The sequence below is a fragment of the Pseudescherichia vulneris genome (assembly GCF_902164725.1).
Taxonomy (GTDB): Bacteria; Pseudomonadota; Gammaproteobacteria; order Enterobacterales; family Enterobacteriaceae; genus Pseudescherichia; species Pseudescherichia vulneris.
This window is the reverse complement of the sequence record NZ_LR607338.1, coordinates 2,771,160-2,784,625: the sequence shown is the minus strand read 5'-3', so window position 1 is coordinate 2,784,625 and position 13,466 is coordinate 2,771,160. Positions and strand designations below refer to the sequence as shown.

At 52.2% G+C, this 13,466-nt stretch carries 14 protein-coding genes and 2 tRNA genes; 1 reads left to right on the top strand and 15 read right to left on the bottom strand.

The genetic code is table 11. The features are described 5' to 3' along the window. Nucleotides 1-180: 180 nt before the first annotated feature. Nucleotides 181-257 (bottom strand) — tRNA-Met (locus FN633_RS11630). Between the two features lie 353 nt (nt 258-610). Here FN633_RS11630 and argG point away from each other — a divergent pair. Next, entirely contained in the window at nt 611-1,957 is a 1,347-nt protein-coding gene (gene argG / locus FN633_RS11625) for an argininosuccinate synthase (protein ID WP_042390140.1), read from the top strand. 60 nt (nt 1,958-2,017) lie between these two features. Here argG and agp read toward each other — a convergent pair whose 3' ends face one another. From agp to FN633_RS11555, 14 genes are all read right to left on the bottom strand, one after another. Then, nucleotides 2,018-3,253 (bottom strand): bifunctional glucose-1-phosphatase/inositol phosphatase, encoded by a 1,236-nt coding sequence (agp, locus tag FN633_RS11620; RefSeq protein ID WP_154057810.1) that lies wholly within the window; start codon nt 3,251-3,253, stop codon nt 2,018-2,020. Between the two features lie 113 nt (nt 3,254-3,366). Continuing rightward, the gene (locus FN633_RS11615; protein ID WP_154058922.1) at nt 3,367-4,026 is read right to left on the bottom strand and encodes a metallophosphoesterase; all 660 of its coding nucleotides are present in this window, start codon (nt 4,024-4,026) and stop codon (nt 3,367-3,369) included. Nucleotides 4,027-4,158: 132 nt separating this feature from the next. Continuing rightward, nucleotides 4,159-4,245, bottom strand: a tRNA-Leu gene (locus FN633_RS11610). Between the two features lie 9 nt (nt 4,246-4,254). Further along, nucleotides 4,255-4,590, bottom strand: a complete 336-nt coding sequence (gene secG / locus FN633_RS11605; RefSeq protein WP_154057809.1) for a preprotein translocase subunit SecG — start codon at nt 4,588-4,590, stop codon at nt 4,255-4,257. 232 nt (nt 4,591-4,822) lie between these two features. After that, nucleotides 4,823-5,410 (bottom strand): M23 family metallopeptidase, encoded by a 588-nt coding sequence (locus FN633_RS11600; RefSeq protein ID WP_279538306.1) that lies wholly within the window; start codon nt 5,408-5,410, stop codon nt 4,823-4,825. Nucleotides 5,411-5,574: 164 nt separating this feature from the next. Further along, nucleotides 5,575-6,405 carry a prepilin peptidase gene (locus FN633_RS11595; RefSeq protein ID WP_154057807.1) on the bottom strand — a complete coding sequence of 277 codons (831 nt, stop codon included), beginning with the start codon at nt 6,403-6,405 and terminating at the stop codon, nt 5,575-5,577. Between the two features lie 6 nt (nt 6,406-6,411). Then, nucleotides 6,412-7,281, bottom strand: a complete 870-nt coding sequence (locus FN633_RS11590; RefSeq protein WP_154057806.1) for a hypothetical protein — start codon at nt 7,279-7,281, stop codon at nt 6,412-6,414. Nucleotides 7,282-7,295: 14 nt separating this feature from the next. Beyond that, the gene (locus FN633_RS11585; protein WP_154057805.1) at nt 7,296-8,321 is read right to left on the bottom strand and encodes a type II secretion system F family protein; all 1,026 of its coding nucleotides are present in this window, start codon (nt 8,319-8,321) and stop codon (nt 7,296-7,298) included. Next, on the bottom strand, nt 8,305-9,843 hold the full coding sequence (locus tag FN633_RS11580) for an ATPase, T2SS/T4P/T4SS family (protein WP_279538294.1): 1,539 nt from the start codon (nt 9,841-9,843) through the stop codon (nt 8,305-8,307). The genes FN633_RS11585 and FN633_RS11580 overlap by 17 nt, the downstream gene beginning before the upstream one ends. Further along, nucleotides 9,840-10,274 (bottom strand): hypothetical protein, encoded by a 435-nt coding sequence (locus FN633_RS11575; RefSeq protein ID WP_154057804.1) that lies wholly within the window; start codon nt 10,272-10,274, stop codon nt 9,840-9,842. The genes FN633_RS11580 and FN633_RS11575 overlap by 4 nt, the downstream gene beginning before the upstream one ends. Nucleotides 10,275-10,315: 41 nt before the next feature. Next, entirely contained in the window at nt 10,316-11,224 is a 909-nt protein-coding gene (locus FN633_RS11570; protein ID WP_154057803.1) for a hypothetical protein, read from the bottom strand. Nucleotides 11,225-11,227: 3 nt separating this feature from the next. After that, nucleotides 11,228-11,770: a pilus assembly protein gene (locus FN633_RS11565; RefSeq protein WP_154057802.1), complete on the bottom strand. Its 543-nt coding sequence runs from the start codon at nt 11,768-11,770 to the stop codon at nt 11,228-11,230. A 16-nt stretch (nt 11,771-11,786) separates the two neighbouring features. Further along, nucleotides 11,787-13,241, bottom strand: a complete 1,455-nt coding sequence (locus FN633_RS11560; RefSeq protein ID WP_154057801.1) for a type II and III secretion system protein — start codon at nt 13,239-13,241, stop codon at nt 11,787-11,789. Between the two features lie 15 nt (nt 13,242-13,256). Beyond that, a partial coding sequence (locus FN633_RS11555) for a TcpQ domain-containing protein (protein ID WP_208674045.1) occupies nt 13,257-13,466 on the bottom strand: 210 nt, incomplete at its 5' end.

Genomic DNA, 13,466 nt, shown 5'->3' with positions numbered 1-13,466 from the left:
GTAAGCCCAGTTATTCTGTAGTCAGATAACAAAAAACCCCGATAAATCGAGGCTTTAGATAACTGAACCCTATAGCCGTGACAACGGCCTGGAGAACCTTTCGCAACTGCTTTTTTTCAAATGTGACGCCGAAGGCTCAAGGTCTTCATAGTATATTTGAAAAAGAACACTAAGGGAAAGTGGTTGCGGGGGCCGGATTTGAACCGACGACCTTCGGGTTATGAGCCCGACGAGCTACCAGGCTGCTCCACCCCGCGCCTGAATCGTGGCAAATACTACGCCGATATTGCATTAAATGCAAGTTAAGACAGGTGTAAACACCGGGAACGACTGATTAGACAGACATTATAATCAATTGATTTTATTCATTGCAACTAAAAAACACGCCTCTTCTCTTTGCACCGCGATTATCCCGTGATTTTTTTTAATGATTTTGCCACGCAATGCTTTCGGTCGCCGCGAAAAGATGATTAAATGAAAACTCACTTATTTTGCATAATCATGCATTACTGATGGGTGCCCAGGCGCTTTTTGCGGTAATGTTTAGCCTATCATCATGGCGTGGCTGTTAAGTCTCTCACCATAGGTATAGTTAGCAGGGATTTATTTTATGACGACGATTCTCAAGCATCTTCCGGTTGGACAACGTATTGGCATCGCTTTCTCCGGCGGCCTCGACACCAGCGCAGCCCTGCTGTGGATGCGCCAAAAGGGCGCGGTTCCTTATGCCTACACGGCGAATCTGGGTCAGCCAGATGAGGATGACTATGAGGCTATTCCACGCCGTGCAAAAGAGTACGGGGCGGAAAATGCGCGCCTGATCGACTGCCGTAAGCAGCTGGTTGCCGAAGGCATTGCCGCTATCCAGTGCGGTGCGTTTCATAATACCACTGGCGGACTGACCTATTTCAACACTACGCCGCTGGGCCGTGCCGTCACCGGTACCATGCTGGTTGCCGCTATGAAAGAAGATGGCGTAAACATCTGGGGCGACGGCAGCACCTATAAAGGCAACGATATCGAACGCTTCTACCGCTACGGCCTGCTGACCAACGCCGAGCTGAAGATCTATAAGCCGTGGCTCGATACCGACTTTATCGACGAGCTGGGCGGCCGTCAGGAGATGTCTGAATTTATGATCGCCTGCGGCTTTGACTACAAAATGTCAGTTGAGAAAGCCTACTCCACCGACTCCAACATGCTGGGTGCGACTCACGAAGCCAAGGACCTGGAGTTCCTCAACTCTAGCGTCAAGATCGTTAACCCGATTATGGGCGTCAAGTTCTGGGACGAGAGCGTGAAGATCCCGGCGGAAGAGGTGACTATCCGCTTCGAGCGCGGTTACCCGGTGGCGCTGAACGGTAAAACCTTCGCAGATGACGTTGAGCTGATGCTGGAAGCCAACCGCATCGGCGGCCGTCACGGTCTGGGCATGAGCGATCAGATTGAGAACCGTATTATCGAAGCGAAAAGCCGTGGCATCTACGAAGCCCCGGGAATGGCCCTGCTGCACATTGCCTACGAGCGTCTACTGACCGGTATCCACAACGAAGATACCATTGAGCAGTACCACTCCCATGGTCGCCAGCTTGGCAAGCTGCTCTATCAGGGCCGCTGGTTCGATCCGCAGGCGCTGATGCTGCGTGATGCGCTGCAGCGCTGGGTGGCAAGCGCCATTACCGGTGAGGTGACTCTGGAGCTGCGTCGTGGTAACGACTACTCCATTCTGAATACGGTCTCTGACAACCTGACCTACAAGGCAGAGCGCCTGACCATGGAGAAAGGCGACTCGGTCTTCTCACCGGACGATCGTATCGGCCAGCTGACCATGCGTAACCTGGATATCACCGATACCCGCGAGAAGCTGTTCAACTATGCTGAGACGGGCCTGATCTCCTCTTCGGCCAGCACCGGCCTGCCGCAGATGGATAGCCTTGAGCACAGCGATAAGCAGTAATATCGCATTGAGGTATTAAGGGCGCATAAGCGCCCTTTTTTATGCCTGCCTGCTTACATCTTACTTCGCCGCGTCGTTCAGTACTGCATCGAATTTATCTACCGGGCAGAAGCCATTCGCATCGACCGGACAGCCTTTCAGCGCCAGCGTTACGCGCTGTGCCGGTGCCTGTAGCGTGAGCACGTCGGCATTGCGCAGCTGTTCCGTGCTTTGATACACATACTCAATCTTCATCAGATCGCGGTTAGCAGCCTGGTCATGCCAGCGCTGGAAGACGATTTTACCGCCAATTGGCGTGCGCTCGTACTGGTCATGGAGCTGGTAAGGTTTGAAATCCAGCGCCGTCAGCAGCGAGGCGATGTTGGAGTCATGCCCTACCAGCAGCGTGACTTTCGGCGCGCTGGCCCGGTCCGTCACCAGCGCCTTGTCGATATACTTCACTAGCGGTTTCGCCACGTTCTGCGCCACTGCCGTAGAGGTGAAGAGCGAATCCTGATAGCCGTTTTTCAGCTTCGACAGCACGCGCCACTGCTGGTCGGTTTTGATCTCGCCCCAGGCAACCTGATCCATCGGGAAGCCTTCGTAATACTGTAGCGTGAAGGCATCCACCAGCGAGTTGCCCACCTTCAACGGCCCGGAGACACCCGGTTCTTTCTCATACCCGGCGCTGAAGGTATCTTTCGGGTCGGTCAGGGAGCAGACCTGCTTCTCTTTACAGGAGGGAGAGTCGGCATAGTCTGTGATCTGCGCTAACAGCTTATAGCTTTCCTCCAGCTGCATCCCCTGGCGCTCGGTCTGCATAGCCTGCACCGCCTTGTCACGGAACGCCGCGTCCTTGTCGGTAATAACGGGATTAAAGGTAGGATCCATCGTGCCCATCGCGTCCTGATGGTGGACCGGCACGTCACAGCCGGGGAACGCGCCGGTAATGAAGAACTGCGCCGTAGCGACGGTGCGCTGCAGGCTGTTGGCGTAGGCATAGACGGCATCGGACGTCGGGCACTCTCCCGCTTTCACCAGCCCCTGCTCCGCCAGCCATTCACGCATGTAGTGCCCCATGTAGACTTCAAGCACCCCGCCCTTGGTGGTGAGTTGACCGCCCGGCACATCCCACTCAGGCCATTTGTTCGGCGTCGACTGCTGCAGTACGCTGCCGTTATCTGCCAGCGGCGCGCGCAGGTTGTGGCGGCTCATGATCAACACCTGCTGTAGCTGATAGCCTTCAGGCGTCGTTTGTGCCTGCGCACCTGCGGTTAATGCCCCGGCCAGCGCAACTGCGAGTAGTGCTCTTTTCATCCCTCATCCCTCACCTTTGTCATTGTCGCGTTCAGTGTGACAGATTGATGACAAATTTCCCGGAGCCGTTTCGCAAAGTGGGCAAGGGGTTAATGGCCAGGCTAAGAAGGATCTTACCCGGTCTGGATCTGCAATAGAGTTAGGTTGCCACTCATTACCGCGCCGGTATCAATGTAATACTGATTGGCAAAGCGTTGCGCCTTACGCAGCGGCGTGTGTCCAAAGATAAAGAGATCGGCACCGTGAATATCTTTCACCCTGCCCGCCTGCGAGGCAGCCAGCCGATCCCGGTTCCAGAGGATCGGGTCTTCGTCTACCGGGGTGCCAAAAACATAGGTATCGTCGGGGTAGTCAGCGTGACACACAATCACTTTTTTACCCTGCGTGGTCACTTCAACGATCAGCGGTAGCGCAGCGATATGGGGCAGGAGCGCTCTGGCCTGTTGCTCCTGCTCATCATCAAGATTGAAAAACCAGCTGCCGCCGTTCATCCGCCAGTGGCTGGCGCTGCCGTTATGGAGCAGGCAGTTCAGCATCATCTGCTCATGGTTGCCGCGCACTGCCCGGCACCAGGGACAGGTGACCAGCGTCATGCACTCCACGTTCTCTACGCCGCGATCGGTGAGATCGCCAACGGAAATTAGCAGATCCTGCGACGTGTCGAACTCAACGAAGCTCAGTTTATTCAACAGCAGGCTGTAGCAGCCGTGAAGGTCGCCAGTAACCCAGATGTTGCGCCATGCCGCGCCGTCGAGCCGCTGCCAGGTCATGATACCGTACCGCACAGGAGTGGTTGTTGTTTTAAGCAGTATAGCCGGGGGAGAATGAGAGAAAGCGCGCGCCGCTGTTTTCGTGAGGTACAGACGAAAAAAAAGAGATCTTGCGATCTCTTTTCTCTGGAATATTGGTACCGAGGATGGGACTCGAACCCACAAGCCCGTTAGGGCACTACCACCTCAAGGTAGCGTGTCTACCAATTCCACCACCTCGGTACGGAATACTTACTGTGGGATATCGCTGGTCGGCTTGTTAGCCGGCGCTGCGGATTGAGTCTGCTCAGATTTCGCTGGCGCGCTCAGATTTTCCCACTCGCTCCCTTTGTTGGTTTTATTGCTGTTAATGTTACCCAGCACCAGACTGATAATGAAGAACAGGGTAGCCAATACAGCGGTCATACGGGTCATGAAGTTACCAGAACCACTTGAACCGAACAGCGTACCGGAAGCGCCTGCACCAAAGGAGGCTCCCATATCAGCGCCTTTGCCTTGCTGCAGCATGACCAGACCCACAAGGCCAATCGCCACAATAAGGAAAACTACTAAAAGAGCTTCGTACATAATCAACCTGTTCCTTGCGGAGTTGCCGCATAACTTAAGCTTCAAACCCTTAATGGATTTCAAACCAAAAGCGGGAGTTAATGTTATTTCCCACTTGAGCGGGTGTGAATACTAACCAAAGCGCATGACCTGCGCAAGGGCAATTTTGCCGCATTGTATCAACTGCGGAAAAAAAGAGCAAAAGCCAGATAGAAAGGCGATTCAATGCACTAACTGCGCATAAAACAGACGCTTACCGACGGGCTTTTTTTGGGTCCGCCTTCACTAATTTGTACTTGCCGTACTTGCGTACGATCCGCCAGACGCCGTCTCCCTGCTCGATGGGTTCATTGAGGCTGTAGAACGTCGTTTTGTTACCTTGGCGAACCCCTACCTGTAATCCCTCCCCCTCCCCGCTGACCAGCGTAACGATCGGCGTCATATCCATTTCAGGTGTGCCCGTTGGTTTTTCGGTCGCTGCGGGCACAGGCGTACGGCCTGCCGGGGTAGCTATCATACTCAGGGGATCGATAGCCTGCTGATTGTGGCTCAGCGCCAGATGCAGATGCGGGCCGGTCGTGCGCCCCGTTGCGCCAGACAGCGCCATCATCGCCCCCTGCTTGAGCTGCTCACCTTTATGGACGCCGATTTTATTGAGGTGAAGATAGCGGCTGCGCCAGCCCTTACCGTGGTCAAGGGTAACAAAAAAGCCGGTTAGCGGCCCATAACCGGTCTCGGTTACCTGACCGCCTGCAATGGCCTTCACCTCACTGCCTAAGGGCGCGCGAAGATCAACGCCTTTATGGTCAAGTAAAGCATGTTCAAGCGGATGAAAACGCATGCCGAACGGCGAGGTCACGTGAGGTGTACCGGAAAGCGGCCAGCTAAATTGGGGAGCCGCTTGCTGAGGGGGCCTGACGACAGCCTTTTGTAAAGGGAGCGACGCGGATCCCGGCAGAGGAAAAACGCTGACCAGAAGAAAGAACAGAAACGTCAGAATAGCCATCAGTGAAGCACCTCCATGTGCAAAATCAGCAGCGCGGTAACCGCAATAGCAGGCCCGAAAGGAAGATAGGGATTGGTTGTATTAAGACGACGAAATGGCGGTAGACCACGAATAAAAAAGGCCAGCACGCCCAGCACTGCCGATCCCAGCATCAGCTCCGCAATATGGTTAAGACCCACCCAGGCCGCGCAGGCGGTATAAAGCTTAACGTCGCCGCCGCCCAGCCCCTCCCGCTTCCCGAGCCATGCATACCCATGCGCCAGCAGCCAGGTGAACGCGCCAATAACGATGGCTCCCATTACGCTATCCCGCGGCGACACGGGAATAATATTTAATACCGAGGCGGCAAGCCCCAGCCAAAGCAGGGGGTAAACCAAACCGTCCGGCAGCAGAAACGTCTTGATATCGATAACGGCGAGCGTATACGCCAGGCAAAAAAAGCAGGCCAGAAAGAGGATCTGTATCAGGGTAAATTGCGGAAAGTAGCCCGTTACCAGCGCAAAAAAAACGATCCCGGTAGCTAACTCGCTAAGCGGATAGAGAGCCGGAATGGCGCATTTACAGTAGCGGCAGCGGCCTCTCAGTAGCAGCCAGCTAAACAGGGGAATATTATCCCACGGCATTACTGCATGCTGGCAGTGCGGACAGTGCGATGGCGGCCACCACAGATTAACGTCAGGCCAATCGCTTTGGATAGCCTTCTCCGTCACGCTGCGCATCATCATAATGGGCAGGCGATAGATCACGACGTTAAGAAAGCTGCCGATGAATAACCCCAGGCCCAGCGCAAGCCACGGATACCACGCTGTGATTATTGTTTCTATACGCATCGGGGATTAACGCTTAACGGCGCAACGGGAGATATAGGCTTTAACGGTCTTGATATCTGCCGATGAAAAATGTGCGGAACGCGGTGCCTCGGTATAAGAAACAACCTCTGCATGCGGCTCTACGCCGCCGGGGTGAGAAGCCGCATGCTGATTTCCATCAAGCGTGACGTTCAGACTGGAGAAATCGATCATATTGATATTTTCAGGTAAATACGCCGGGCCAACCTTGTGGTGCGGTTGAGAGGTGATGACCGGCGTTGCCACACCACGGTAATGCAAGCTGCCTACCATATCGCCGGCGACGGTTTCATGCCTGCTGCGCTGATACTGAATAAGGAGCGGCCGGGTATAGTCATCATTAACGTTATGACCCCCCTGGGCGTCTTTATTAAAGACTTCAATTGTCAGCAGACGCAGGTTACGCGAGGGTATCCAGACTATGGCATTGCTGCTGGCACGCCCGGCGCTTAGCGACCCGGAGACCGAATAGATATGGCTGCTTCTGTAATCTGCATCCTTGACGATAGCGCCGTACTGCGACACCTTGCCCATGTGTCCCGGCTTCGTCCAGTAATCTGCAGCATAGCAGGTGGTATCCAGGCACTTTACCTGACTGCTGTCATTGGTGTGGATTACGGGAGCCACACTCGTTACTGGCGGCAGGGGAAATACCTCCTCTTTCTCATTTAACACATAAATAATGTTATAGAGAAAGGTCGCTTTTCCCGCGTTGCTTGCATTTAAAACAATGGGAAACGATCGTGACAAATAGTCACAATGCGGTGGTGCAAATCGATAGCCCGCAACGGCATTGCCCGCTGCGCCCATAAAAATAAGACCCGCCATAACCGATGTGCTTTTTAAATGATGTAACATGTATCGTCCTGGAATTATCCTGTGGCTTTAGATAGCGTATCCATAAGGGCAAACAGTCCGAGAAAGACCCATATCACGCAGCCACCTAGCGTTAGCGTTGCCATATTTTTTAAAAAGGCGGCAAGCTTTTTAATATACTCATGAATATGTTCACGCGATCTCTCAGAGACCGAGAGCAGTACCTCATTAAACGACGGCAGGTCGGCATAGAGGCTGATATTAAGCAGCTCCTCTACGCCCAGCAGCCCGGAATCCAGCGCTTTGCCATAGTTCAGGCCCTGAGCCATTTTGCTCAGCATGGTATCCAGGTGCCACCGTAGCCAGCGGTTAGCATTAGACTGCACAATAACAATGGCGTCGGTCAGAGGGATATTATTGCTCAGCATCAGCGACAGGTTATTTAAGAAGACCGATGATGTTAGCTGCCGATAGGTTGAAAACGGCAGTATCTTGTCCAACGCCCTATTACGTAGCGCGCCGTTCAGGTTCGCCATCGCAAACTTTGTCAGTAAAACAATACAGATAAAGCTGATGACAATTTTTAGCCACAGCCCCTCATAGAGCGCCTCGCCAAAATGATAAAGGCTCTGGGTAATGCCTGGCCACCGTTCCACAGGCAGCACCGAGGCAAACGCCGGGAAGACCTTTTCCGCATAGCCAGCAATCACCACTAACGACAGCGAAATCATAATCAGCGGAAACGTCAGGGCGCTGATGATTTTCTTACGCAGCTCATCGTGATATTTAATGATTGAAACAAGGGTAAAAAAACCCTCCGCCAGGCTGCCACTTTTTTCTGCCGCGGTAATTAAGCTCAGTTCGGTAGTAGGAACCGCACCGGTAAAAACGGCGGACACGGAGGTTTCCTGCTTCATCTGGGTAATTAACAGCAGCAGTTTCTGGCTAAATCCTTTACCTAATAGCGCCTGCCCTTCAGTCTGCAATTTATTTAGCGAATCATAGAGCGGCAGTCCGGCTTTGATCATATCGCCACAAAACTGATAGATGTAGATGCGCTGTTTTTTAGTGAATTTTTTCAACGATAAGCTCCAGATCTTCAGGGGATATGACACCGAACTCCATAGCAAACCAACAGGCATCGACCTGGCCCTGTAATACTTTTGCCATCACCTTTTCGCGTATTTCAAAGCCCTCGGTCAGGCCGTTAGCGGTATAGCGCTTTTTACGCCACAGCGTGAAAACCTGTAGCCACGCCTGCTGGGATATGGCCGCCAGCTCTTCATAGCCGGGTAGAAAATATTCCATGGCGATTTGCCGGCCTTTGATACCGCTCTGCTTACACGCCACACATCCCTCTTCACTGGCGGTATAGAGCGTGAATTTTTTGCCAGCAACGGTTTTTAACTCATGTACTTTTTTACAGCTGTCGCAGAGCGCCGGGATCAGCTTCTGGCACTGTAGACCCGCTATAAAACCTGGTGTAGACAGCTTATCGCTACCGATGCCCAGCGCCGACATGCGCTGTAGCAGCGAGACAATGCTGCCAGCATGAACGGTGGTGAAGCAGTAATGGCCGCTCTCCACTGCGCCTGCTAAGGCATTGGCCGACACGCTGTCACGGATCTCCCCCACCATCAACACGTCAGGATCGCGGCGTAGCGCTGACTTTATTGCCGCGTGAAAACCGCCGTCCTCACCGCTGACCACCGAGCTCTGTTTCGCGCCGTAGATCTGATACTCCACCGGATCCTCCACCGTCAGGAAACAGCCTCGGTCTTCATAGCGATTGATTTGCAGCCACTCCATGAGGTTTTTCAGGGTGGTGGATTTCCCCGAGCCGGTAGTGCCAGCGATGACATAGGCACCATAGGGATTGCTGAGGATCTTTTTCAGATCCGCCATCTCAGCGGGCGAAACGCCAATTTTATCCAGCGAACCCAATCCCTCTTTTTGGAGTCCCGAGGGAATAATACGCAGCACCGCGTGATAGCAGTCCGGCGACTCGCCAAAAATGGGAAAGTGGGCGTAGCGAAAACGGTAAGGTTTTCCCTCAAGGTTGTAGAGAATATTGGCGTTTTGCGGAATAGCCCGGTTCCAGGTGGTATCCCGCGTCGTCGCCTCCACGTTATAGAGCACAAAAACCATCTCATCGCACTGGGCAGCTTTCACCTGCATAAACGGCGTCAGTACCCCGTTAACTCGCGCTTCGAAGACGGCAAGCACATCGTTACGCGTGATATGCAGATCGCTGGCCCCCATCGACACCACGCGCTGGAGTACGCTGGCAAGCCGCCGCTGGGTATCGGTGATATCAATCGCGCTTTGTGCGGCGGTAATCTGCTTTAGCGAGATAAACTCGATTACCTTGTAGTACTGTTCTTCGCTTACCTGTGCCAGACCGGACACCAAACGCTTATGCAGCGTCCCCAGACGCGCTATCTGGATTTGGTACTCAAAGAGCCTGTCGATATCTACCGTGTTGATCAGCAGATATTCTTTGCCCGCATGGGAGGCAGTAATGCCAATACCGTCAAACTCATGGAAATCCCACGCTCCCATTAAGAGATCCTCGGGCGCGATATGCACATAGTCTAAACTCACCGGCCGGTTTCCTTGATAGCCAGGCCCGAGGTCTTGTCTCTTACCAGCTGGAACTGGCGGCCATCGAGCGTAAAGCGCTCGCCCGGGCTTACGTAGCGCAGACTGCTGCCATCGGCACTGCTTACCGCGACACGTGACAGGCCGCCAATGTTGGATTCCAACAGTAAGTGTGGTGAGCCGCTACTGGACTGCGAGGTACCGCTCTCTTCAGGAATGGATACCGGCTGCGCCCTTGCCTGCACGTTGTCTTCGCCACGAAGTTTACGGATCTCGCTCTTCATCCTTTCCAGTTCAAGCTCGTTAGCCACGTCGCGCTTTTTAACCTCCCAGGCATAATCCTTTTCTACCATCTGCTGGATATGCTGCTGCATTACGCTCTCTGGAACCGGTGGCGCAGGGGGGAGATCGGTTGTCGGTGCGGCCTGAACCATCCCTGATCCCAGCAAAAACAGGCCTGCTGTTAAATGCCTTTTTACGCTTTGCATACTAATCCTCCGGTAATTTTGATGCCTTTGTCACTGGACTCTATTTTTTTAATTAAAAAAGCATCTCGATACGCCTGTTTATAGAGCGCAAGCTGGGCGTTAATTTCTGACGCGCCCACAGAAAAACGATCTTTACCGTTACCGATCTGCATCTCCCAGCTAGCGCTCATCAGGCCGCGAAATGACAAATGGCCTGCCAGCGCCGCCTCTTCGTCTTTTACCGCTGAGGCAGGATAGCTTTTAAAAAGAATGATGCCGTCGCGCTGGTTCTTATTACTCTTCTCTGTGTTCAACAGCGAGTTATAGGTATTTACATACGCTATTATTTCATTGCAGCTGTGCAGGCTTAACGCCTGCTTCCTGCTCCACTGAATTAACAGCTTATTTTCTGTAACGGGCAGGGCCAGCCTGCTATATTCAAAATCGTTTGCTGGAGCCCGATCCTTTTCTCGCCCAACCGGTACGGAAGCCGAGTACGTCTTGCCAAAAAAATTGATAACGGGCAGAGTCAGGATAGTGCCCTGTTCAATGTTAAAACCGACTGCGCAGCCCTTGGTATCACAGATAAAATTTCTTTTTTTAATGGCGACACCCACTGCCGACAGGGTTAACCTGGTCTGACGAATCTCTTCCAGCACGTTAATAGCCTGAGGAATATCTACACCAGTGAGAGATTTTTTATAAAAGGAGGCAATATCGGCCAGACCGGCCTGCTTTTTACGCAACGCCCGCTGCTGCGCGGCGCGCTTTTCATCAGCAGGGATTTTTACCCCATAGTACCACCATGCAAACGCACTAACAGCAATGATAAACAGGCTAGCAACGATCGCAGCGGTAGCTATTACCGGCGGATTATACCCTCTCCTTACTTTCCAGAAATAAATCTTCTCCAGCATAGATTATCCGTTTATATATAAATGAAGTATGGTTCCTATAAGAGCGAGTAAAATAGCGCCCGCGCACGTGCTCATCGTCATAATGAATCGCCGCTTCCGCTTAAGAGACAGTTGATGCATGCGACACCGCTCAATCACCGCCTCAAGCTGTACAGGCGTGAGCGGCGTAAGCTCAAGATGCTCATAGATACCCAGATGCGTCATCAATTCATCAAAGAGGCTGCGTGCCATAAAGCAGTCAGTGCCGCTCACTATGCGTCCGCCCTTGATAATTAATAGATAGGTCACCTCATCACTTTCATGAGAAAAATAAATCCCGTCGCCGAACAAATTTTTAATATAGAGGGCAAAAGGTTCATATGCGGTGGATACCTTGCTGCAATAACCCGTAGCAATCCTGCCTTCATCGTCGCGATAGATAAGCTTTCGGTTTGCTTTTACCATGCCACGAAACGACGCCTGCGTCGGCAGGCCGAGATAAGACATATCCTCTGCCTCCCACAGCAGCCCGGTCAGGATATTCTCACTAAGTAATAGCGCGTTCACCGTCTTTGCCTCCCCATTAGCGAGAGGTAATCGGCTGGCGATAGTAGTCAATGCCGATGACCATCACCACGGTGGCTGAAGCATCATCACTGTTATCATCTACCCCCAGCACCTGATACTGCAGCCCGCCGTTTTCATTTTTGATGTCGTACTTGGCCACCATCAGCAGATCGCCAGGCATAATGATCGAAGAGTTAAAGGACTCGGTGGTACTGACAGAGGGCAGCTGCACGTCGTCATACTCCTCAATGCCTTCCAGGTAGCGCTTGGTGAAGCCATTCACTACTTCTATACGTCCGTCAGAAAGCACACGGGGCGTGATAATAAAACTGGTCCCGGTCACGACGGTGCCGGTTTCAACATCGACGTTTTCTTCACCGTTATCATCAACCGTACGCGTTCTGCTCGAAACGTAATTTTTGGAGCGGGTCATATTCAGCGGTACCGGCATATTATTACGGGTGATAAACGAACCGCTTTGCAGGGAACGGCTGCCGGTGAGCTTGTAGAGCGCATCCAGTCCGCTATTGATATCAACGTTGCTGTTTTTCCAGCCAACGGAGACGCCGCTGGTCAGGGAGTCCAGCATAGATGACGTAATTTTCATCGAGCTTGTCCCGTCATCAAATGAAAATCCGAGCCCCGCCTGCAGCTGTTTTACCTTCGATTTATCGAGAGTAAAAATTTTATAGGTAACAATAAACTGGCGGCTGTTATCGGCCTTATATTTATCCAACGCCTTACTTAACGCTTCATACTCGGATGGCCGTGAGTTAACCATCAGAATGGACGTATCTTTAAAGAGGTTGTAATTTCCGGAAGTGACATAGTTTTTCGCCATATCCTCTACGTCATCCCAGAACGACGATTCGAACTTGGTTTCTGTTTTACCGGTTAACCCACCGTTAGACGTCGCCTCATTACCAGAGAGATCGAGGGTCGTTTCCGACTTGTTGTTCTCACCATAGAAGTCCAGCTTGACCACGTAGGTTTCATAGACGTTTATTTTGAGCACGTTATTGCCGTCAAGCTTAGGGCTGACGTCATACAGCGAAGCGATATAGCGCATAAACTCTTCAAAGGTGCCGTCAAAGTTCACGCTGTGAGGCGTATCCCAGGCGTTATCCTCCTCTCCCACTTTAGTGTCGCCCATGGCTTTATCATTGATGCGGTAGCTGATACCCGTTTGGGCGGCAACCGCGTCTAAAATAATGGACAGGGTAGCAGGCTCATAGGATGAGATTTTAACGTGCTTACTTAACAGCTTCTGCTGCTCCACGCTGTACTCAACCTTCTGACCTAAAAAAGCGCTATCATATTTAATATAGGGCTTCGCTTTTGAGGCCTCCTGCGTGGTCGCATCAGAAAATGTTTTTTTAACATCATTATTGGCATCGAATTTCTTTTCGAAATCGCCGACGCAACCCTGAGCCAATAGGGCCAGTAGCAATGCCCCTGCTTTAATTTTCATGATATATCCGTATAATTACATTTCGTCGATGACAATAACGCGGTTTTTTTCGTACTTCTTCACCACCAGCCCGTAGTTTTCAGAAAAGAAAAGCTCTCCCAGGGCCTGTAAAATATCGTCATCGGTATTACCTGCCAGGGTAATATCGTTATAAACGAGATAGTCTTTTTTGCTGTTCCAGAAAAGCTTGTAGCCATTACCGGTAACCCAAGCTTTTACGCCCTG

What these genes read in the sequence shown, in the direction of transcription:
- FN633_RS11595 (WP_154057807.1), bottom strand. Translation starts at nt 6,405, where the DNA reads ATGCGTATAGAAACAATAATCACAGCGTGGTATCCGTGGCTTGCGCTG.
- secG (WP_154057809.1), bottom strand. Translation starts at nt 4,590, where the DNA reads ATGTACGAAGCTCTTTTAGTAGTTTTCCTTATTGTGGCGATTGGCCTT.
- FN633_RS11575 (WP_154057804.1), bottom strand. Translation starts at nt 10,274, where the DNA reads ATGGTTCAGGCCGCACCGACAACCGATCTCCCCCCTGCGCCACCGGTT.
- FN633_RS11600 (WP_279538306.1), bottom strand. Translation starts at nt 5,410, where the DNA reads ATGCGTTTTCATCCGCTTGAACATGCTTTACTTGACCATAAAGGCGTT.
- argG (WP_042390140.1), top strand. Translation starts at nt 611, where the DNA reads ATGACGACGATTCTCAAGCATCTTCCGGTTGGACAACGTATTGGCATC.
- FN633_RS11590 (WP_154057806.1), bottom strand. Translation starts at nt 7,281, where the DNA reads ATGTTACATCATTTAAAAAGCACATCGGTTATGGCGGGTCTTATTTTT.
- agp (WP_154057810.1), bottom strand. Translation starts at nt 3,253, where the DNA reads ATGAAAAGAGCACTACTCGCAGTTGCGCTGGCCGGGGCATTAACCGCA.
- FN633_RS11570 (WP_154057803.1), bottom strand. Translation starts at nt 11,224, where the DNA reads ATGCTGGAGAAGATTTATTTCTGGAAAGTAAGGAGAGGGTATAATCCG.
- FN633_RS11560 (WP_154057801.1), bottom strand. Translation starts at nt 13,241, where the DNA reads ATGAAAATTAAAGCAGGGGCATTGCTACTGGCCCTATTGGCTCAGGGT.